The organism is Paracoccus gahaiensis, from assembly GCF_005048225.1.
Lineage (GTDB): Bacteria > Pseudomonadota > Alphaproteobacteria > Rhodobacterales > Rhodobacteraceae > Paracoccus > Paracoccus gahaiensis.
In genome coordinates, this window is the sequence record NZ_SUNI01000001.1 from 90,189 (window position 1) to 109,324 (window position 19,136).

Annotated in this window: 18 protein-coding genes; 13 read left to right on the forward strand and 5 right to left on the reverse strand. The window is 68.4% G+C overall.

Annotated elements, in window-relative coordinates; all coding sequences use genetic code 11:
* Window positions 1-105: 105 nt before the first annotated feature.
* From FA743_RS00455 to FA743_RS00480, 6 genes are all read left to right on the forward strand, one after another.
* Entirely contained in the window at window positions 106-1,023 is a 918-nt protein-coding gene (locus FA743_RS00455; protein ID WP_136883923.1) for a manganese-dependent inorganic pyrophosphatase, read from the forward strand.
* Window positions 1,023-1,892 carry a TIGR01459 family HAD-type hydrolase gene (locus FA743_RS00460; protein ID WP_136883924.1) on the forward strand — a complete coding sequence of 290 codons (870 nt, stop codon included), beginning with the start codon at window positions 1,023-1,025 and terminating at the stop codon, window positions 1,890-1,892. Before FA743_RS00455 ends, FA743_RS00460 begins: the two co-directional genes overlap by 1 nt.
* A gap of 191 nt (window positions 1,893-2,083) precedes the next feature.
* Entirely contained in the window at window positions 2,084-2,527 is a 444-nt protein-coding gene (locus tag FA743_RS00465; protein ID WP_136883925.1) for a MaoC family dehydratase, read from the forward strand.
* A 31-nt stretch (window positions 2,528-2,558) separates the two neighbouring features.
* Complete coding sequence (locus FA743_RS00470; protein ID WP_136883926.1) at window positions 2,559-3,488, forward strand: bifunctional riboflavin kinase/FAD synthetase; 930 nt, start codon at window positions 2,559-2,561, stop codon at window positions 3,486-3,488.
* Window position 3,489: 1 nt separating this feature from the next.
* Window positions 3,490-3,930 (forward strand): YcgN family cysteine cluster protein, encoded by a 441-nt coding sequence (locus FA743_RS00475; protein WP_136883927.1) that lies wholly within the window; start codon window positions 3,490-3,492, stop codon window positions 3,928-3,930.
* Window positions 3,927-4,967, forward strand: a complete 1,041-nt coding sequence (locus tag FA743_RS00480; protein ID WP_136883928.1) for a threonine aldolase family protein — start codon at window positions 3,927-3,929, stop codon at window positions 4,965-4,967. The genes FA743_RS00475 and FA743_RS00480 overlap by 4 nt, the downstream gene beginning before the upstream one ends.
* Here FA743_RS00480 and FA743_RS00485 read toward each other — a convergent pair.
* From FA743_RS00485 to FA743_RS00505, 5 genes are all read right to left on the reverse strand, one after another.
* Complete coding sequence (locus FA743_RS00485) at window positions 4,964-5,434, reverse strand: CinA family protein (protein ID WP_136883929.1); 471 nt, start codon at window positions 5,432-5,434, stop codon at window positions 4,964-4,966. The two genes, FA743_RS00480 and FA743_RS00485, sit on opposite strands and share 4 nt — an antisense overlap.
* Window positions 5,431-5,925, reverse strand: a complete 495-nt coding sequence (locus tag FA743_RS00490) for a phosphatidylglycerophosphatase A family protein (protein WP_135312499.1) — start codon at window positions 5,923-5,925, stop codon at window positions 5,431-5,433. Before FA743_RS00490 ends, FA743_RS00485 begins: the two co-directional genes overlap by 4 nt.
* 6 nt (window positions 5,926-5,931) lie before the next feature.
* Window positions 5,932-7,077: a bifunctional 2-C-methyl-D-erythritol 4-phosphate cytidylyltransferase/2-C-methyl-D-erythritol 2,4-cyclodiphosphate synthase gene (locus FA743_RS00495; protein ID WP_136883930.1), complete on the reverse strand. Its 1,146-nt coding sequence runs from the start codon at window positions 7,075-7,077 to the stop codon at window positions 5,932-5,934.
* Window positions 7,074-9,254, reverse strand: coding sequence for a phosphoribosylformylglycinamidine synthase subunit PurL (gene purL / locus FA743_RS00500; protein ID WP_136883931.1), 2,181 nt, complete (start codon window positions 9,252-9,254; stop codon window positions 7,074-7,076). Before purL ends, FA743_RS00495 begins: the two co-directional genes overlap by 4 nt.
* Before the next feature lie 261 nt (window positions 9,255-9,515).
* Entirely contained in the window at window positions 9,516-10,421 is a 906-nt protein-coding gene (locus FA743_RS00505; RefSeq protein ID WP_136883932.1) for a LysR family transcriptional regulator, read from the reverse strand.
* A 123-nt stretch (window positions 10,422-10,544) separates the two neighbouring features.
* Here FA743_RS00505 and FA743_RS00510 point away from each other — a divergent pair, with 123 nt between their 5' ends.
* The 7 genes from FA743_RS00510 to FA743_RS00540 all read left to right on the forward strand — a co-directional run bounded on the left by FA743_RS00510 (window position 10,545) and on the right by FA743_RS00540 (window position 19,097).
* The gene (locus tag FA743_RS00510) at window positions 10,545-13,973 is read left to right on the forward strand and encodes an indolepyruvate ferredoxin oxidoreductase family protein (protein ID WP_281281750.1); all 3,429 of its coding nucleotides are present in this window, start codon (window positions 10,545-10,547) and stop codon (window positions 13,971-13,973) included.
* A gap of 67 nt (window positions 13,974-14,040) precedes the next feature.
* The gene (locus FA743_RS00515; RefSeq protein WP_136883934.1) at window positions 14,041-14,853 is read left to right on the forward strand and encodes a glutamate racemase; all 813 of its coding nucleotides are present in this window, start codon (window positions 14,041-14,043) and stop codon (window positions 14,851-14,853) included.
* A gap of 19 nt (window positions 14,854-14,872) precedes the next feature.
* The gene (gene ccmE / locus FA743_RS00520; RefSeq protein ID WP_136884391.1) at window positions 14,873-15,322 is read left to right on the forward strand and encodes a cytochrome c maturation protein CcmE; all 450 of its coding nucleotides are present in this window, start codon (window positions 14,873-14,875) and stop codon (window positions 15,320-15,322) included.
* Window positions 15,323-15,416: 94 nt separating this feature from the next.
* Window positions 15,417-16,028, forward strand: a complete 612-nt coding sequence (locus tag FA743_RS00525) for a holin-associated N-acetylmuramidase (protein ID WP_136883935.1) — start codon at window positions 15,417-15,419, stop codon at window positions 16,026-16,028.
* Window positions 16,019-16,558, forward strand: a complete 540-nt coding sequence (locus FA743_RS00530; RefSeq protein ID WP_136883936.1) for a holin family protein — start codon at window positions 16,019-16,021, stop codon at window positions 16,556-16,558. Before FA743_RS00525 ends, FA743_RS00530 begins: the two co-directional genes overlap by 10 nt.
* A 101-nt stretch (window positions 16,559-16,659) precedes the next feature.
* A complete protein-coding gene (locus FA743_RS00535) occupies window positions 16,660-18,627 on the forward strand; it encodes a heme lyase CcmF/NrfE family subunit (RefSeq protein WP_136883937.1) in 1,968 nt (655 codons plus the stop codon).
* On the forward strand, window positions 18,624-19,097 hold the full coding sequence (locus tag FA743_RS00540) for a cytochrome c-type biogenesis protein (RefSeq protein WP_136883938.1): 474 nt from the start codon (window positions 18,624-18,626) through the stop codon (window positions 19,095-19,097). The genes FA743_RS00535 and FA743_RS00540 overlap by 4 nt, the downstream gene beginning before the upstream one ends.
* Window positions 19,098-19,136 lie beyond the last annotated feature (39 nt).

A 19,136-nucleotide genomic window follows, 5' to 3' on the forward strand; every position in this document is an offset into this window, starting at 1 on the left:
GCCCTTTTGCCGTTAAGGCCCCGGCGTGGCGAACGTGGACAACGTGACGCGGCCTGCCTATAAGGCGACCAGCATTTTCCTTTCGCACAACATCAAGGGTGCCTCATGATCAAGGTCTTCGGCCATACCTCTCCCGATACGGATTCGACCGGCTCGCCCCTCATCTGGGCATGGTATCTGACCGAATGCCGCAAGACCCCGGCCGAGGCGGTCCTGCAGGGCGAACCCAACACCGAAGCGCTGTGGATGCTGAACCGCTGGAACCTGGACAAGCCGCAGATCATCGCCGACGTGACGGCGGGCGACCGCTGCGTGATCGTGGACACGAACAACCCGGCCGAGCTGCCCGCCTCGATCGACCAGGCCGAGGTGATCGAGATCATCGACCACCACCTGCTGGCCGGCGGCATCAAGACCCGCACGCCGATCAACATCACCGTCCGTCCGCTGGCCTGCACCGCGACGATCATGCATGACCTGATCGGCGAGGACATGGCCCGCGCCCCCGAGGGCATCAAGGGCGCGATGCTGACCTGCATCCTGTCCGACACGCTGGAATTCCGCAGCCCCACCACCACGCCCCATGACCGCGCCGTGGCCGAGAAGCTGGCCGCCGATCTGGGCGTGACCATCTCCGGTTTCGCGGCCGAGATGTTCGCCGCGAAATCCGATGTCAGCGCCTTCAGCGAGGCCGCGCTGCTGAAGATGGACAGCAAGGAATACGAGCTGGGCGGGCGCCAGCTGCGCATCTCGGTGCTGGAGACGACCTCTCCGCAGGTGATCCTGGACCGCAAGGCCGCGCTGATGGCCGCCATGCCCGGCGTCGCCGCCGAGGACGGTGCCGAGGAGGTGCTGCTCTTCGTCATCGACATCCTGCGCGAAGAGGCCACGCTGCTGGTCCCCAACGACTTCGTCAAATCCGTGGCCGAGCGCAGCTTTGCCGTGACCGTCACCGGCGACACGGTCGTGCTGCCCGGCGTGATGAGCCGCAAGAAGCAGATCATCCCTGTCCTGGCGGTCTGATGACGCGGATCCTCTCGTCGCTGGCCGAGATTTCGGCCGGCTATGACGCGCTGTTTTGCGATCTCTGGGGCTGCCTGCACAATGGCAAGCAGCCCTATCCCGCCGCCGTCGCGGCGCTGCAGGCGTTCCGGGCGCAGGGGGGCACCGTCTGCCTGATGACCAATGCGCCGCGCCCCGGCCCCTATGTCGCCGCGCAGCTGGACCTGATGGGCGTGCCGCGCGATGCCTGGGATCTGATCGTCAGCTCGGGCGACGCCGCGCAGGACGCGATGTTCGCGGGCGCAGTCGGGCGCAAGGTCTGGCATATCGGCACCGCCAAGGATGACGGCTTCTTCACTGACATCCCCGAGGCCCATGCCGGGGCCGAGCCGGTCGCCCGCGTCGATCTGGCCGAGGCCGAGGGCATCGTCGCCTCGGGCCCCTTCGACGAGGTCAGCGAGACGCCCGAGCATTACCGCGACCGCTTCCTCGACGCCCGCGACCGGGGGCTGCCGATGCTGTGCGCGAACCCCGACATCATCGTGGATCTGGGCGACGTGCGCATCTATTGCGCGGGCGCGCTGGCCGAGTTCTACGAAAGCCTGGGCGGGCGGACGCTCTATTTCGGCAAGCCGCATGCGCCGATTTACGACCGGGCGCGGCAGCTGATGGGCCTGGGCCCGGACGCGCGCTATCTGGCGGTGGGCGACGGGATCTCGACGGACATCGCCGGCGCCGTGGCGCAGGGGATCGATTCGATCTTCGTGACCGGCGGGCTGGCGGCGGATGCCTTCGGCGCCGATATCGAGACCCCGGATCTGGAGATGCTGCTGCACTGGCTGAAGGTGCAGGAAAAGGCCCCGACCTATGCGATCGGTCGCCTGCGCTGACAGGGCAGCGACTGACGCGTCCCGAACGCCCGCGCCCCCCGGCGCGGGCGTTCTGCGTCGGGGCGTCTTGAACGCGTAAGTAAGAATATTATACCTTCGTCGCGTATTTCGGAACAATCTTGCTATGTCTCGCCCATGCTGCTATGCAGCATCAAGTGCAAGGACCGGACTTCAGACGAATGGACCCCAAGATGCTGGACAACCTTCCCCGCGGCACGATCGTCATCGAGGATCTCGAGATTGGGATGATGCGCCACCTGCAAAAGATGGTCACCGATCGCGACATCGAGATGTTCGCCCAGGTCTCGACCGACCGCAATCCGGTGCATCTGGACGATGCCTATGCCCGCGACACCATCTTCGAGGGGCGCATCGCGCATGGGATGCTTACGGCGGGGCTGATCTCGGCGGTGATCGGGGAACAACTGCCCGGGCATGGCACGGTCTATCTGGGCCAGACGCTGAAGTTCATGGCCCCCGTGCGCCCCGGCGACATGGTCCGGGCCGAGGTCACGGTCGAGACGATCGACCATGCGCGGCGGCGGGTCACGCTTGCAACCCGCTGCCTCGTCGGCGATACGGTCGTTCTGAAAGGCGAGGCGGTCGTGCTGGCCCCAAGCCGCAAGTTCGACTGACGGGGCACATCGGCTGCCCCCTGGGGGCGCAGTGCAGATCCATCGCGACTGGACGGGACTGAAGGAAGAGGCGCGCGGCGCCTCGATTGCCATGGGAAATTTCGACGGGGTCCATCTGGGCCACCGCGCGGTCATCGACACGGCCCGCGAGGCCTGCGACGCGCCCTTGGGCATCCTGACCTTCGAACCCCATCCCCGCCAGTATTTCGCCCCCGACGCAGCCCCCTTCCGGCTGATGAATTCCGAGGCGCGGGCCAACCGGCTGGCCCGGCTTGGCGTGCAGCAGCTCTACGAGCTGCCCTTCGGCCCGGTCCTGGCGGGGCTGACGCCTGAGGGCTTCGCCCGCGAGGTCCTGGCCGAGGGCTTGGGCATCGCGCATGTCACCGTGGGCGCCGATTTCTGCTTCGGCAAGAACCGGCGCGGCACGGCGGACACGCTGCGCGAGATGGGCGAACGTTACGGCTTCGGCGTGACCATCGTGCCGCTGGTCGGCGCGGCCGAGGGCGAATACAGCTCGACCGCGATAAGGGCGGCGCTGGCCGAGGGGCAGACCCATGACGCCTGCCGCATGCTGGGCCATTGGCACCGGATCGAGGGTGAGGTCGTGCATGGCGAGAAGCGCGGGCGCGAGCTGGGCTGGCCCACCGCCAACATGGTGATGGACGGGCTGCACCTGCCGCGCCTCGGGGTCTATGCGGTGCTGGTCGATGTGCTGACCGGCCCGGACCGGCTGTCCTGCCAGGGGGTTGCCTCGCTTGGCGTGCGGCCGATGTTCGGGCGCAACGCCCCCAATCTGGAGGTGCATCTGTTCGATTTCTCGGGCGACCTCTACGGCCAACACCTCTCCGTGGCCCTGGTCGATTTCCTGCGCGACGAGGCCAGCTTCGACGGGCTGCCCGCGCTGATCGACCAGATCGCCCGGGATGCGCAGGACGCACGTCGCCTGCTGGCGGGCCGCTGAGATGCGCGAACGTTTCTGGGAACTGCCTCTGCCGAAGCTGGCCCGCGACGAGTGGGAGGCGCTCTGCGACGGCTGCGGCAAGTGCTGCCTGAACAAGATCGAGTTCGAGGACACGAACGAGCTGGCCTTCACCCGCGTCGCCTGCAAGCTGCTGGACGGCGATGCCTGCCGCTGTTCCAGCTACCCCAACCGCCATGATTACGTTCCCGACTGCGTGGTGCTGACCCCGGGCAAGATCAAGGAGATCGCCTGGTGGCTGCCGGTCACCTGCGCCTATCGCCTGCGCCACGAGGGGCGGCCCCTGCATGACTGGCACCACCTGATCTCGGGCAGCACCGACAGCGTGCACGAGGCGGGCGTCAGCGTGCGCGGCTGGACCGTCAGCGAGCTGTCGGTGACCGAGGACGAGTGGGAGGACCACATCATCGAGGATCTGTCATGAATTTCGCCTCCGACAACGCCTATGCCGCGCATCCCGCCGTCATGGCCGCCCTGAACGACGCCAATTCCGGCGCGATGATGGGCTATGGCGCCGACCCGGTGACCGCGCGCGCGCAAGAGGCGATGCGCGAGGTTCTGGAGGCGCCCGAGGCGGTGGTGCGCTTCGTCTCGACCGGCACGGCGGCGAATGCGCTGGTCTGCGCGCAGCTGTCGCCGCCCTATGGGCGCATCTATTGCCATGACGACGCCCATATCGAGACCAGCGAATGCGCGGCGCCCGAGTTCTTCTCGCACGGGGCCAAGCTGGTGACGCTGCCGGGCACGGGCGGCAAGCTGGCGCCCGAGACGCTGGCGCGAGCCCTTCATGTCGGGGCGGGTGCGGGGCTGAACGGCGGGCTGAGCGCGATGGTGTCGATCACCAACGCGACCGAATGGGGCACGGTCTATACCGCCGCCGAGGTCGCGGCGCTGTCCGCCGTCACGCATGAGGCCGGGCTGCCCCTGCACATGGACGGGGCGCGCTTTTCCAATGCGGTGGCGACGCTCGGAGGGTCGGCGGCGGATCTGACCTGGCGGGCGGGCGTCGATGCGCTGTGCTTCGGCGGCACCAAGAACGGCGCGATGGCCGCCGAGGCGGTGGTGTTCTTCGACCCGGCCCAGGCCGAGGGCTTCGACTATCGCCGCAAGCAGGCGGGGCACGTGTTTTCCAAGAACCGCTATCTGGCGGCGCAGATGCTGGCCTTGGCGACGGACGGGCTGTGGCTGGATCTGGCGGGGCGCGCCAATGCCCATGCGCAGGTGCTGGCCGAGGCCGTCAAAGCCGGTGGAGGCCAGCTGCTGCAGCCGGTGCAATCGAATGCCGTGTTCGCGACGATCCCGGCCGAGACCCATGCCCGGGCCCGGGCGGCGGGGGCGCAGTACTACCTCTGGCCCGACAAGTCGGCCGAGGGGCTGGACCCGGTGCCGCTGCGTCTGGTCTGTGCCTGGGACACGCCCGAGGCGGATGTCGCGGCGCTGGCCGCGATCCTGCGCGGCTAGGCCGTCAGCGCGTCCAGCAGCAGCTGCAGCGCATGTTCGACCGTCGCCGCGCGGACGCGGTGGCGGCCGATGGCGCCGAACTCGACGGTCTGGGTGACGGTGCCGAAGGGCTGCGCGATGCCGAAGCAGACCCGCCCCTCGGGCTTGTGCTCGGACCCGCCGGGGCCGGCGATGCCGGTGACGGCGACCGCAATGCCCGCCTGCGACAGGCGCAGCGCGCCAGCGGCCATCTGGGCCGCGATCTCTTCGCTGACCGCGCCGTGATCGTCCAGCGTGGTCTGCGCGATGCCCAGCATCTGGATCTTGGCGGCGTTGGAATAGGTGACGAAGCCCCGATCAACGGCATCCGACGATCCCGGCACCTCGGTCAGGGCGCCGGCGATCAGCCCGCCCGTGCAGCTTTCGGCGGTGGCGATCATCACGCCCCGGTCGCGGGCCGCCTGCAGGACCTCGGCGGCGATCGTCACAGCATCATCGGGATGTGAAAGGCCGCTGCCGCGATCATCGTGGCCACGCCCGCGAAGAGGCCCGCCCACAGATCGTCCAGCATCACGCCCGCCGTGTCGTGGCGGCGGTCGGCGCGACCGATGACCCAGGGCTTGCGGATGTCGAAGATCCGGAAGAAGACGAAGGCCGCGACCCAGCCCGGATAGGGGAAGGTCTCGGCCGGCAGGTCCATCATCCAGAAGCCGAAGGACGGGAACATCAGCGCCAGCCACTGGCCCGCGACCTCGTCGATGACGATCTCGCTGCGGTCGGGATCGGCCATGCCGGCGGTGTACTGCGCCACGGCCCAGAAGCCCGTCAGGATGACCAGCCCGGTGGCCAGCGCCAGCAGCGGGAAATGCCCGATGCGGTGGATCAGGAGGCCCATCGCCACGGCCACGGCAGAGCCCCAGGTGCCCGGGGCCGGGCGCAACAGCCCCGCGCCGAACCAGATGCAGAGAAGGCGCGCCATGCGGGGTTATTCCTTGATGAGGGTGGCGGTGGCGAGGGCCGCGATGCCCTCGCGCCGTCCGGTGAAACCGAGGCGTTCCGAGGTGGTGGCCTTGACGCTGATGCGCGCCTCCTCCAGCCCCATGATTTCGGACAGGCGGTGGGACATGGCCAGCGCGTGGGGGCCGATCTTGGGCGCCTCGCAGATGAGCGTCACGTCGGCATTGCCGATGCGAAACCCCTTGTCGCGCGCGAGGCTTGCGGCATGGGCCAGAAAGATCGCGCTGTCGGCGCCCTTCCATTGCGGGTCCGAGGGCGGGAAATGCCGCCCGATATCGCCCTGCGCCAGCGCGCCATAGATGGCGTCGGTCAGGGCATGCATGCCGACATCGGCATCCGAATGGCCCAGCAGCCCGGCCTCGTGCGGGATGCGCACCCCGCAGAGCGTCACGTGATCGCCCGACGTGAAGGCATGCACGTCATAGCCATTGCCCAAGCGGATATCCATGTCGCGTCCCCGGATGCGTTCGGCCCGCGCCAGATCGGCGGGGTAGGTGATCTTGAGATTGTCTTCCGAGCCGGGGGTGATGGCAACCTCGATCCCCTCCAGGCGGGCAAGTTCGACATCATCGGCGGCGTCATCCGTCTGGCGATCATGCGCCATGGATATTTGGGCCAAGATGAAACCCTGAGGGGTCTGCGCCCGCCAGAGGCCGTCGCGCGGCGCGGTGCCGGTGACGGTGCCGCCCGCGCCCCGCCAGAGCGCGTCCGAGACCGGCAGGGCGGGCGCTGCGGCGGCGGCCCCCGCCTGCAGCGCGTCGATGACGCCCTGGATGACGGCCTCGGACACGAGGGGGCGGGCGCCGTCATGGATCAGGACATGGGTGGCCTCCGCGCCGAGTGCGGTCAGCCCGGCGCGGACGCTGGCGGCGCGGGTCCGGCCGCCGGTCACCAGGGTGACGGGCCCCGCATAGCGCGCCATGGCCCAGGCCATGTCGTCGGGATGGACGACCAGCACGATCCGCGGAAAGCCCGCGAAGGCCGCCAGCGCGTGATCGAGGACCGGGCGCCCGGCCAGCATCTGCCACTGCTTGGGCAGCGCGCCGCCCGCCCGGGTGCCGCGCCCCGCGGCGGTGATCAGCGCGGCATAGCCCGGCGGTGCGACAAGGGTCATGCGTGGACGGCCACATCGCCCTTGATCGCGCGGGCAAAGGCGCTGCGGTAGAGGTCGGACAGCTCAGAGAGGGGGGCCGCGTCATCGCCAAGGCTCACCCGGTCGCCGCCGAAGCGCCCGACCTGGGCCAAGGGAACGCCCGCCGCGCCGGCGGCTGCCGTCAGGGCGGCGGCGCCCTCCGGGCTGCAGGCGACCAGATAGCGGGCCTGATCCTCGCCGAAGAGCTGGCCGATGTCGGCGCTGTCCAGCGTGACGCCAAGGCTCGCGGCCTCGGCCATCTCGAAGGCCGCGAGGGCCAGCCCGCCATCCGAGAGGTCGGTGGCCGAGGAGAGGTGCGCGCGGTGGTCCCGCAGGAACTCGCCATGCAGGCGCTCGGCGGCCAGATCGACATGCGGCGCGTCACCGGTCGCGATGCCGAAAGCCTCCCAGGCCAGGGCGGATTGCGCCAGATGGCCCTGCGTCGTGCCGATGACCAGCGCCAGATCGCCGTCCGAGGGCAGACCCGCGATGATGTCGTCCAGATCCGCAATCAGGCCCACGCCGCCGATCGTGGGGGTGGGCAGGATGCCGCTGCCGTCGGTCTCGTTGTAGAGCGAGACATTGCCCGAGACGATCGGGAAGTCCAGCGCCCGGCAGGCCTCGCCGATGCCCTTGATGGCGCCGACCAGCTGGCCCATGATCTCGGGCTTTTCGGGATTGCCGAAGTTCAGGTTGTCGGTCGTCGCCAAAGGCAGGGCGCCCACGGCGGTCAGGTTGCGATAGGCCTCGGCCACGGCCTGCTTGCCCCCCTCATAGGGGTTGGCCATGACATAGCGCGGCGTCACGTCGCTGGTGAAGGCCAGCGCCTTGCGTGTGCCATGCACACGCACCACGCCCGCACCCATCCCGGGACGGCGGATCGTGTCGGCGCCCACCTGCGTGTCGTATTGATGCCAGACCCAGGACTTGTGGGCATGGTTGGGGCTGCCGATCAGGGCGCGCAGGGCGTCCAGCGGCGCGATGGCGGGCAGCGCCGGGGCCGGGGCGGGTTTGGGCGTCTCGACCCAGGGGCGGTCGTATTCGGGCGCGCTGGAGGCCAGCTTGGACAGCGGCAGGTCGGCCACCACGTCATTGCCGTGCAGGATCAGGAAGCGGTCCTCGGGGATCGTCTCGCCCACGATGGCGAAATCCAGGTCCCATTTCTCGAAGATGGCGCGGGCCTCGGCCTCCTTCTCGGGCTTGAGGACCATCAGCATCCGTTCCTGGGATTCCGACAGCATCATCTCGTAGGCGGTCATGTTGGTTTCGCGCTGCGGCACGTGGTCCAGCGTCAGCTTGATCCCAAGGCCGCCCTTGTCGCCCATCTCGACCGCCGAGCAGGTCAGGCCCGCCGCCCCCATGTCCTGGATGGAGATGACCGAGCCCGAGGCCATCAGTTCCAGGCAGGCCTCCAGCAGGCATTTCTCGGTGAAGGGGTCGCCGACCTGCACGGTGGGGCGCTTGTCCTCGATCGTGTCGTCGAATTCGGCGCTGGCCATGGTGGCGCCGCCGACGCCGTCGCGGCCGGTCTTGGCACCCAGATAGACGACCGGCATGCCCACGCCCGAGGCGGCGGAGTAGAAAATCTTGTCCGCATCGGCCAAGCCCGCCGCGAAGGCGTTGACCAGGCAGTTGCCGTCATAGGAGGGGTGGAAGCGCACCTCGCCACCCACATTCGGCACGCCGAAGGCATTGCCATAGGCGCCGATCCCCTCGACCACGCCCTTGACCAGATGCGCGGTCTTGGGATGCTCGGGCCGGCCGAAGGACAGCGCGTCCATCACCGCGATGGGGCGGGCGCCCATGGTGAAGACGTCGCGCAGGATGCCGCCCACTCCGGTCGCGGCGCCCTGATGCGGCTCGATATAGCTGGGATGGTTGTGGCTTTCCATCTTGAAGACCACCGCCTGCCCGTCGCCGATATCGACGACGCCCGCGTTCTCTCCGGGACCGCAGATGACCTGCGGGCCCTCGGTCGGAAGGGTGCGCAGCCATTTCTTGGAGGACTTGTACGAGCAGTGCTCGTTCCACATGGCGCTGAAGATGCCCAACTCGGTGAAGCTGGGGGTGCGGCCGATGATCTGCAGGATCCGGTCGTATTCGTCGGGCTTGAGCCCGTGCGCGGCGATCAGTTCCGGGGTGATCTGGGGTTCCTGCATGGGTGGGCCCTTCCTGCGCATGAAATCACGGGCCTTTTAGGCCGTGGCGGCGCGCATGGAAAGGCCGCGCGGCCCGGGCGCGGGACAAAAAAAAGCCGGGCACGAGGCCCGGCCTAAGTCCAACAGGGAGGTAGAAGATGATGAGCAATTAAGCGAGCATCGTCTTCTGAGCCCGATCTATGTGCAGTTTGTGAACTCTTCAAGACGAATGGGTCGGTCCGCCCCGCATAGCGGCCATGCACAAATGTAATGGCTGCCGGATCAGGTCTGGCCCGCTTCGCTTTGATGGCGGCGATAGGCCTGGATTTCCTCCAGCACGAAGTCGCGGAATACGGCCACGCGGCGTGTCTGGCGCAGCTCCTCGGGATAGGCGAGGAAGACCGGCACCTCGCCGGATTCGGTGTCGGGCAGGATGCGGACCAGCTGCGGGTGGTCGGCGGTCAGATAGTCGGGCAGCACGCCGATGCCCAGATTGGCCAGCACCGCCTGCAGCACGCCGAAATAGTTGTTCACCGTCAGGGTCGATCCGACATTCTGCGCCATCAGCTCCTGCACCAGCCGGGCGCCGGCGGCGACCTGCGGCTGGTCGGGCTTCTGGCAGATCAGCCGGTGCTTGGACAGATCCTCCAGCGTGACCGGCATGCCGCGCGCGGCCACGTATTCGGGGCTGGCATAGAGCCGCATGCGGATGTTCAGCAGGCGGCGGCGGATCAGGTCGGACTGGCTGGGCTCCTTCATGCGGATCGCCACATCGGCCTCGCGCATGGGCAGGTCCAGCACGCGTTCCTTCAACAAGAGGTCGATCCGCAGGTCTGGAAACTTCTCGTAGAGCTTCACCAGACGCGGGGCCAGCCACAGCGTGCCGAAGCCCACCGTGGTGGTCACCTTCAGCTCGCCCAGCACGTTCTCCTCGCTGTCGCGGATGCGGGCCGAGGCGCTGTCCAGCTTGCGCGCCATGGCGCTGGTCGCCTCGAACAGCAATTCGCCCTGCTCGGTCAGGATCAACCCGCGCGCATGGCGGTGGAACAGCGTGGTCCCAAGCGATTCTTCCAGCGCCCGGATCTGGCGGCTGACGGCGGATTGCGACAGGTGCAGCGTGTCGCCCGCATGGGTCAGGCTGCCCGCATCGGCCACCGCGTGAAAGATTCGAAGCTTGTCCCAGTCCATCCCTTAAAATCCTGTCATATCAGCCATGCGTCTGTTGCAGACCTGTCCCTTTCACCTGAGGTCCGCAGGTCCGCACGTCAACCCAAGAATTTTGTCTTCGTAAGTCAGCCATTCTGACCTATAATGCCGGGGGGAGCCGCAAGGCTGGGGAGGAGACACAAGATGAGCAAGCAGGAATTTTCGCTGGCCGACCGGTTCGACCTGGGCAAGCCACACGTTTTGTTGAACGGCACGCAGGCGTTGGTGCGCCTGATGCTGATGCAATCGGCACGCGACAAAGCCGCGGGTCTGGACACGGCAGGGCTGGTCACCGGCTATCGCGGCAGTCCGCTTGGCGGCGTCGATCTGGCGATGATGCGCGAGGGCAAGCGGCTGGCCGCGTCGAACGTGCTGTTCCAACCCGGCCTGAACGAGGATCTGGCCGCGACCGCCATCTGGGGCAGCCAGCAGGCCGAGTTGCGCGGCGAGGGGCGCCATGACGGCGTCTTCGCGCTGTGGTACGGCAAGGGACCGGGGGTGGACCGGTCCGGCGACGTGATGAAGCACGGCAACATGGCGGGCTCGTCGCGGCTTGGCGGCGTGGTCATGGCGATGGGCGACGATCACACGGGCGAAAGCTCGACCGTGCTGCACCAGTCGGACTGGGCGATGATCGACGCCTATATTCCCGTCCTGTCGCCCGCCGGCGTGCAGGAGATCCTGGACTATGGCCTCTATGGCTTCGCGCTGTCGCGCTATGCGGGGGTCTGGACCGGCCTCAAGACGATGAAGGACACGGTCGAGGCGACCTCGGTCGTCAATGGCGATCCGCACCGGCTGTCCTTCGTGACCCCGGACCGCGCGCTGCCCGAGGGCGGGCTGAACATCCGCCTCGGCGACACGCCGGTCGCGCAGGAGGCGCGGATGATCGACCACAAAAGGTGGGCGGCCGAGGCGTTTTCCCGCGCGAACCGGCTGGATCACCGGGTCTGGGGCCGTCCCGGCGCCAAGATCGGCTTCGTCGCGGCGGGCAAGAACTGGCTGGATCTGGTCCATGCCCTGTCCCTGCTGGGCATCGATCAGGTCGAGGCCGAGCGATTGGGCCTGACCACCTACAAGGTCGGGCAGACCTGGCCCATGGACATGAAGTCCATCCAGGAATGGTCCGAGGATCTGGAGCTGATCATCTGCGTCGAGGAAAAGCGCAAGCTGATCGAGGTGCAGCTGAAGGAGGCGATCTTCGACAACCGCCGCGGCCGCCGCGTCCATGGCTGGAAGCACGACCGCACCGGAGAGGAGCTGTTTCCCACCCGCTATGCGCTGGACCCGGTGACCATCGCCCAGAAGATCGGCACCATCCTGATCGAGGAGGGGCGCGGCACCGACCGCCTGCGCGCCGGACTGGCCCGCCTGACCGAGGTGCGCCGCAACGACAACGCCCCCGAGATCGCGACCCGGACCCCGTGGTTCTGCTCGGGCTGCCCGCATAACAGCTCGACCCGTCTGCCCGAGGGCAGCCGCGCCTATGCGGGGATCGGCTGCCACTACATGGTGCAATGGATGGGCCGCGAGACCGAGGGCTTCACCCATATGGGCGGCGAGGGCGCGAACTGGATCGGCGAGGCGCCGTTCAGCACAAGAGCCCATGTGTTTCAGAACCTTGGCGACGGAACCTACAATCATTCGGGGATCCTAGCGATCCGTGCAGCGCTGGCTGCGGGCACCAACATCACCTACAAGATCCTCTACAACGATGCCGTCGCCATGACCGGCGGGCAACCCAACGAGGGCGGCCTGACCGCCCCGCAGATCGCGCGCGAGCTTGTGGCGATGGGGGTGGACCCTCTGGTCATCGTGCATGACGAGAAGGAAGAGGTCGATCCCGCCGACTTCCCCAAGGGCCTGCGCGTCGAGACCCGCGACCAGATGCCGGTCGTTCAGCGCGAGCTGGAGAAGGTCACCGGCGTCAGCGCGATCCTCTATGTCCAGACCTGTGCGGCGGAAAAGCGGCGGCGGCGCAAGAAGGGCCAGTTCCCCGATCCCGACCGCCGCATCTGGATCAATCCCGAGGTCTGCGAGGGCTGCGGGGATTGCTCGGTGCAGTCGAACTGTGTCTCGATCGTGCCGCTGGACACCGAACTGGGCCGCAAGCGGCAGATCGACCAGTCCAGCTGCAACAAGGATTTCAGCTGCGTGAAGGGCTTCTGCCCGAGCTTCGTCTCCGTCAAGGGCGGCACACTGAGGAAGCCCAAACCCGAGGCCTTCGATCTGCCCGACCTGCCGCTGCCCGCGCTGCCCGCGATCACCGGCACCCATAACATCGTCATCACCGGCGTCGGCGGCACGGGCGTCGTGACCATCGGCGCGGTGCTGGCGCAGGCCGCCCATATGGACGGCAAGGGCGCGGGCATGATGGAAATGGCGGGGCTGGCCCAGAAGGGTGGCGCGGTCCATATCCACCTGCGCCTGGCCGAGCGCCCCGAGGATATCAGCGCCATCCGCGTCGCCGTGGGCGAGGCCGATTGCGTCATCGGCGGCGATCTGGTGGTGACGGCGGGTGCCAAGACGGTCGGCCTGATGACCCAAGGCCGCACCGGCGCGGTGGTCAACGATCACGAGATCATCACCGGCGACTTCACCCGCAACCGCGATTTCCAGGTGCCCTCGGACCGGCTGCGGCTGTCGCTGCAGGCGCGGCTGACCGATCGCGTGGCCTTCTTCGACGCCAACGATCTGGCGCTGCGGATGCTGGGCGATTCCATCTATTCCAACATGCTGGTGCTGGGCGCGTGCTGGCAGCAGGGGCTGATCCCGCTGTCGCTGGACGCGATCCTGGAGGCGATCCGCCTGAACGGCGCCAAGGTGGCCGAGAACCAGCGCGCCTTCCAGATCGGGCGATGGGCGATGGCCTTTCCCGACCAGGCCGTGCGGCCCGCCGAGGTCTCGCAGCTGCCGCCCGATCCGGTGGCCTATCGCGCCGAGCGGCTGGTCGGCTATCAGGGCAAGCGGCTGGCCCGGCGCTATCGCAAGCTGGTCGAGGCGGCGCCCGCGCCGATGCGAGACACCGTCGCAAGAAGCTATTACAAGCTGTTGGCCTACAAGGATGAATACGAAGTGGCGCGGCTGCATCTGAGCACCGCCGAACAGGTCGTCGCCCGGTGGGAGGGCGACGTCAGGCTGTCCCTGCATCTGGCCCCGCCGATGCTGTCGGGCATGGACCCGAACGGCCGTCCGAAGAAGCGCGAGTTCGGGCCGTGGATGCTGCGGGCCTTCCGCGTCCTGGCGGGGCTGAAGGGGCTGCGCGGCACGCCGCTGGATCCCTTCGGCTACGCCTCCGAGCGCAGGCGGGAACGCGCGATGATCGCCGAGTTCGAGGCCGACATGGCCGAGGTCTTCGCCAAGGTCACCGAGCCGATGATGCCCGTCGCGATCGAGCTGGCCGGGCTGCCTTTGTCGGTGCGCGGCTTCGGTCCTGTCAAGGAGGCCGCCGCCGATCAGGCCGCCCTGCGCCGGGCCGAGCTGCTGGCCCAGTTCCGCGAGGGGCGCGCACCGATCCGTGAGGCCGCCGAATGATCTGGATCATTCCCAAAGCGGGCGTGGCGCCTTATGAAGGGCGCCACGCGGGGCAGAGGAGCGGTTCATGGCGGTTGGGGTCTTCGATTCGGGGCTGGGCGGGCTGACCGTCCATCAGGCCATCGCCGCGCGCCTGCCCGACCTGCCGCTGGTCTATCTGGGCGACAACGCCCATGCGCCCTATGGCGTGCGCACCCCCGACGACATCTTCGACCTGACCTGCGCAGGGGTGGAACGGCTGTGGGACGAGGGCTGCGATCTGGTGATCCTGGCCTGCAACACCGCCAGCGCCGCCGCGCTGAAGCGCATGCAGGAGACCTGGCTGCCCGAGGGCAAGCGCGTGCTGGGCGTCTTCGTCCCGATGATCGAGGCGCTGACCGAACGGGCCTGGGGCGACAATTCGCCGCCCCGCCGCGTGGCCGTCAACAACGTGGCCCTGTTCGCCACCCCCGCCACGGTCGCCAGCCGGGCCTTCCAGCGCGAGCTGGCCTTCCGCGCCGTGGGCGTGGATGTCGAGGCCCAGCCCTGCGGCGGTGTCGTCGATGCCATTGAAATGGGGGATGAAATCCTGGCCGAGGCGCTGGTGACCAGCCATGTCGAGGCGCTGAAACGCCGGATGCCTTATCCCGAGGCCGCCGTGCTGGGCTGCACCCATTACCCCCTGATGCAGGACGCGTTCCAGCGCGCGCTTGGGGATCACGTCCGCGTCTACAGCCAGGCGGGGCTGGTCGCGGAAAGCCTGGCAGACTATCTGATCCGCAGGCCCGAATTCACGGGCCCGGGTCGGGTTTCGAAACATCTGACGACGGGCGATCCGGTGCGGGTCTCTGGCAAGGCCACGCAGTTCCTGCGCCGCCCCGTCCGCTTTGACGCTGCCTGAGGAGGACAGAATGGCCGGTATGAAATCCCTCAAGAAACAGCGCCGCATCCAGGTGCTGGCGGCGGCCTCGGTCGCGCTGGTCGTGGCGGTGGGGCTGATCGGCTACGGGTTCAGCGACGGCATCAACCTCTATCGCTCGCCCAGCCAGGTCAGCGAGGCGGCGCCCGAGCCCGACGAGTTCTTCCAGCTGGGCGGGCTGGTCAAGGAGGGCTCGATCGCCAATGGCGAGGGCGTGGCCTTCGATTTCGTGATCACCGATGGCGCAGCCGAGATCCCGGTGACCTATGTCGGCGGCGATCCGCGGCCCGACCTCTTCACCGAAGGGCAGGGCACCATCGCCAAGGGCTGGTATCGCGACGGCCGCTTCGAGGCGCGCGACCTGCTGGCCAAGCATGACGAGACCTACATGCCGCGCGAGGTCACGAACTCGCTGAAGGAAGCAGGTGTCTATCAGGACCCCGGCAGCTGACGCAACGCGCGCAGGGTTAACGCAAGGTTAACGCCCCCGCGTCAGCATCCCCCGGTGCGGCCGATCCCCGGCCGCCCCAGCCAAGGGGGATGTCATGCCAAGCGTCGACCAGATTGCCCGAGAGATCGTGGCCCGCGAGGGGGGCTATGTGAACGACCCCGACGATCCGGGCGGGGCCACCAATCACGGCGTCACCATCGGCACGATGCGCGCCCTGGGGATGGACCTGACCGGCGACGGGCGGGTCGATGCGGCGGATGTGCGGGCCCTGACCCGCGCCCAGGCCGAAGAGGTCTTCGTCGCGCATTACTTCCGCAAGCCGCGCCTGGCCGAGTTGCCCGAGCCCCTGCAGGCCAGCGCCTTCGACATGTATGTCAACGCGGGCGCCAATGCGGTGAAGATCCTGCAGCGGCTGGTCTCGCGCATGGGCTTTGCCTGCACCGATGACGGGGTGATCGGCCCCCGGACGATCGCCGCCGTCCATCAGGCGGCCGAGGCCGCGCCGCTGCATCTGGCGGATGCCTACGGGATCGCGCGACGCAATTACTACTATGCGCTGGCCGATCAGCGCCCCGCCAGCCGCAAATATGCCCGGACCAAGGCGGGCGGCAAAGGCGGCTGGATCACCCGCGCCGAGGAGTTCATCGCCCCCCGCTATCGCCTGACCGAGGCCGAGCACCGCCAGAGGACATCCGCATGGGCCTGATCGACCGCTTTCTGGGGGTCGCCCCCGCCGTCACCGCTTTAGGCAGCGCCGCCACCGGCATGGCCGAGGTCTTCACCCAGAACGCCACCCGCCGGATGGAACTGGACGAAGAGGCCCATGCCCGCGCGCTCGCCCAAGCCGGGCAGGAATTCATGGTCCCGCGTCAGGGCTGGTTCGACGGCTTCGTGAACGGGCTGAACCGCCTGCCGCGTCCGCTGCTGGCGCTCGGGACCCTGGGGCTGTTCATCTATGCCATGGTCGAACCGGACGGCTTCGGGTTGCGCATGGAGGGGCTGCAGCAGGTTCCCGAACCGCTCTGGTGGCTGCTGGGCGCCATCGTCGGCTTCTATTTCGGGGCGCGCGAGGCACATCATTTCCGCCACCGCGTCTGGCCCGCCCGGGTGACCGAGGAGACGACCATCGTCCCCCACGCCGCCGCCCAGACCGCCCCCGTGGCGCAGGCCGCGCCCGCCGGGGATTTCACCGACAATGCCGCCCTGCGCGACTGGCAGGCCTCGCTGCGCGATTAGGCCGCAGCCCCACACGGGGAACTGACCGCGGTCCCACGAAGGGGGGGCTTCCCCCTCCTTCGTCACATCCCTATGCTGGGGCGCAGCAAAGGATGCCCCACATGATCGCTGAACTTGGCCATTTCGCCCTGATCCTGGCCTTCATGGTCGGGATCTATCAGATGACCATCCCGATGATCGGCGCGCACAAGGGCTGGCATGGCTGGATGGACAGCGCCCGGCCCGCCGCCATGGCCCAGCTTCTGCTGATGGTGCTCAGCTTCGGCGCGCTGACCATCGCCTTCGTCACCTCGGACTTCTCGCTGCGGCTGGTCTACGAGAACTCGCACACGGCCAAGCCGATGATCTACAAGATCAGCGGTGTCTGGGGCAATCACGAGGGCTCGATGCTGCTCTGGGTGCTGATCCTGGCGCTGTTCGGCGCGGCGGCGGCGCTGTTCGGGGGCAACCTTCCGCCCAGCCTGCGGGCGCGGGTGCTGGGGGTGCAGGCCTCGGTCAGCGTGGCCTTCTACGCCTTCATCGTCTTCACCTCCAACCCCTTCTGGCGCATGGGAAACCCGCCCTTCGACGGGCGCGACCTGAACCCCTTGCTGCAGGATCCGGGCCTGGCGTTCCACCCCCCGTTCCTCTACCTCGGCTATGTCGGCCTCTCGATGGCCTTCAGTTTTGCCGTCGCCGCCCTGATCGAGGGGCGGGTCGACGCGGCCTGGGCGCGGTGGGTGCGCCCCTGGACGCTGGCGGCCTGGGTCTTCCTGACCATCGGCATCGCGCTCGGCTCGTGGTGGGCCTATTACGAGCTGGGCTGGGGCGGTTTCTGGTTCTGGGACCCGGTCGAGAATGCCAGCTTCATGCCCTGGCTGCTGGCCGCCGCGCTGCTGCATTCCGCCGTCGTGGTGGAAAAGCGCGAGGCGCTGAAAAGCTGGACCATCCTGCTGGCGATCATGGCCTTCGGCTTCTCGCTGATCGGCACCTTCATCGTGCGCTCGGGCGTCATCACCTCGGTTCACAGCTTCGCCAACGACCCCGAGCGCGGGGTGTTCATCCTGGCGATCCTGGCGGTCTTCGTGGGCGGCGCGCTGACGCTCTACGCCTTCCGGGCGGCCGAGATGACGGCCAAGGGCGTCTTCTCGCCCGTCTCGCGCGAGGGGGCGCTGGTCCTGAACAACGTGCTGCTGGCGGTCGCGGCCTTCGTGGTCTTCATCGGCACCATCTGGCCGCTGGTGGCGGAAATGGTCTGGGGCCGCGTGCTGTCCGTGGGCCCGCCCTTCTTCAACCAGGCCTTCACGCCCTTCATGATCGTGCTGGCCATCGCTTTGCCCCTGGGGTCCATCCTGCCGTGGAAGCGGGCGACGCTGGCCCGCACCCTGCGGCCCCTGCGCGGCGCGCTGATCCTGACGGCGGCGATCATGGTGCTGGTCTTTGCCGTCTCGACCGGCAATTCGGGGCTGGCGGTGATCGGCGCGGGTCTGGGATCCTGGCTGGTCTTCGGCGCCTTGGCCGAACTGTGGCTGCGCACCGGCAACTCGGGCGCGGGACGCCTGCTGCGCCTGCCGCGCGCCGATTGGGGCAAGGCCACCGCCCATGCCGGGCTGGGGATCACCTTCATCGCCGTGGCGCTGGTCCAGGCTTGGCAGAGCGAGGATGTCCGCGTGGCGCAGGTCGACCAGCCCTTCCGCGTCGGCGCCTATGATCTGGTGCTGCGCGACGTCCAGCGCGTCGACGGGTCGAACTACCTGTCCCAGATGGCCACCATCGAGGCCAGCCGCGACGGCCGCCCCGTCGCCACGCTGACCCCGGAAAAGCGCGTCTATCCGGTGCAGGGCATGCCCACGACCGAGGCCTCGATCGACTACGGCTTCTGGCGCGACCTCTATGTGGTCTTGGGCGACGAGCAGGCGGGCGGGGGCTGGGCCGTGCGGACCTATATCAAGCCCTTCGTCAGCTGGATCTGGGCGGGCTCGATCCTGATGGCGCTTGGCGGGCTGATCAGCCTGACCGACCGGCGCTATCGCGTGGCCGCAGGGGCCTCGCGCCCGGTGCGCCGCGACACGACGGTGCCGGCGGAATGACGCGGCTCTGGACCCGACTGGCGCTGGTCATGGCGCTGGCCCTGGCGCCGCTGGCGCCCGCGCTGGCCGTGCAGCCCGACGAGGTGCTGCAGGACGCGGGGCTGGAATCCCGCGCCCGCCAGATCTCGCAGCAGCTGCGCTGCCCGGTCTGCCAGGGCGAGAACATCGACGAATCGAACGCGCCGATCAGCCGCGACCTGCGGCTGTTCGTGCGCGAGCGGCTGGTCGCGGGCGACAGCAATGACGAGGTGCTGGACAATGTCGTGGACCGTTTCGGCGAGTTCGTGCTGTTCGACCCCCGCGCCACGGGCAGCAACCTGATCCTGTGGATGGCCGGGCCGCTGATGGCGGTGCTGGCAGCACTTGCGGCGGCGCGCTTCCTGCGCGCGCGCAACCGCCCCACGCCCGAGGTCGCGGCGCTGGACCCCGCCGAGGCCAAGCGCCTGGACGAGATCATGCGCGGCAACTGACGCCAAGTCGCGCTTTCCCGATGGCGCGTTTCTGCCATG

Excerpts from the sequence above, each read along its gene's own strand:
- FA743_RS00455 (WP_136883923.1), top strand. The coding sequence starts at position 106 with ATGATCAAGGTCTTCGGCCATACCTCTCCCGATACGGATTCGACCGGC.
- FA743_RS00460 (WP_136883924.1), top strand. The coding sequence starts at position 1,023 with ATGACGCGGATCCTCTCGTCGCTGGCCGAGATTTCGGCCGGCTATGAC.
- FA743_RS00465 (WP_136883925.1), top strand. The coding sequence starts at position 2,084 with ATGCTGGACAACCTTCCCCGCGGCACGATCGTCATCGAGGATCTCGAG.
- FA743_RS00475 (WP_136883927.1), top strand. The coding sequence starts at position 3,490 with ATGCGCGAACGTTTCTGGGAACTGCCTCTGCCGAAGCTGGCCCGCGAC.
- FA743_RS00480 (WP_136883928.1), top strand. The coding sequence starts at position 3,927 with ATGAATTTCGCCTCCGACAACGCCTATGCCGCGCATCCCGCCGTCATG.
- FA743_RS00490 (WP_135312499.1), bottom strand. The coding sequence starts at position 5,925 with ATGGCGCGCCTTCTCTGCATCTGGTTCGGCGCGGGGCTGTTGCGCCCG.
- FA743_RS00495 (WP_136883930.1), bottom strand. The coding sequence starts at position 7,077 with ATGACCCTTGTCGCACCGCCGGGCTATGCCGCGCTGATCACCGCCGCG.
- purL (WP_136883931.1), bottom strand. The coding sequence starts at position 9,254 with ATGCAGGAACCCCAGATCACCCCGGAACTGATCGCCGCGCACGGGCTC.
- FA743_RS00505 (WP_136883932.1), bottom strand. The coding sequence starts at position 10,421 with ATGGACTGGGACAAGCTTCGAATCTTTCACGCGGTGGCCGATGCGGGC.
- FA743_RS00510 (WP_281281750.1), top strand. The coding sequence starts at position 10,545 with ATGCCGGGGGGAGCCGCAAGGCTGGGGAGGAGACACAAGATGAGCAAG.
- FA743_RS00515 (WP_136883934.1), top strand. The coding sequence starts at position 14,041 with ATGGCGGTTGGGGTCTTCGATTCGGGGCTGGGCGGGCTGACCGTCCAT.
- ccmE (WP_136884391.1), top strand. The coding sequence starts at position 14,873 with ATGAAATCCCTCAAGAAACAGCGCCGCATCCAGGTGCTGGCGGCGGCC.
- FA743_RS00525 (WP_136883935.1), top strand. The coding sequence starts at position 15,417 with ATGCCAAGCGTCGACCAGATTGCCCGAGAGATCGTGGCCCGCGAGGGG.
- FA743_RS00530 (WP_136883936.1), top strand. The coding sequence starts at position 16,019 with ATGGGCCTGATCGACCGCTTTCTGGGGGTCGCCCCCGCCGTCACCGCT.
- FA743_RS00535 (WP_136883937.1), top strand. The coding sequence starts at position 16,660 with ATGATCGCTGAACTTGGCCATTTCGCCCTGATCCTGGCCTTCATGGTC.
- FA743_RS00540 (WP_136883938.1), top strand. The coding sequence starts at position 18,624 with ATGACGCGGCTCTGGACCCGACTGGCGCTGGTCATGGCGCTGGCCCTG.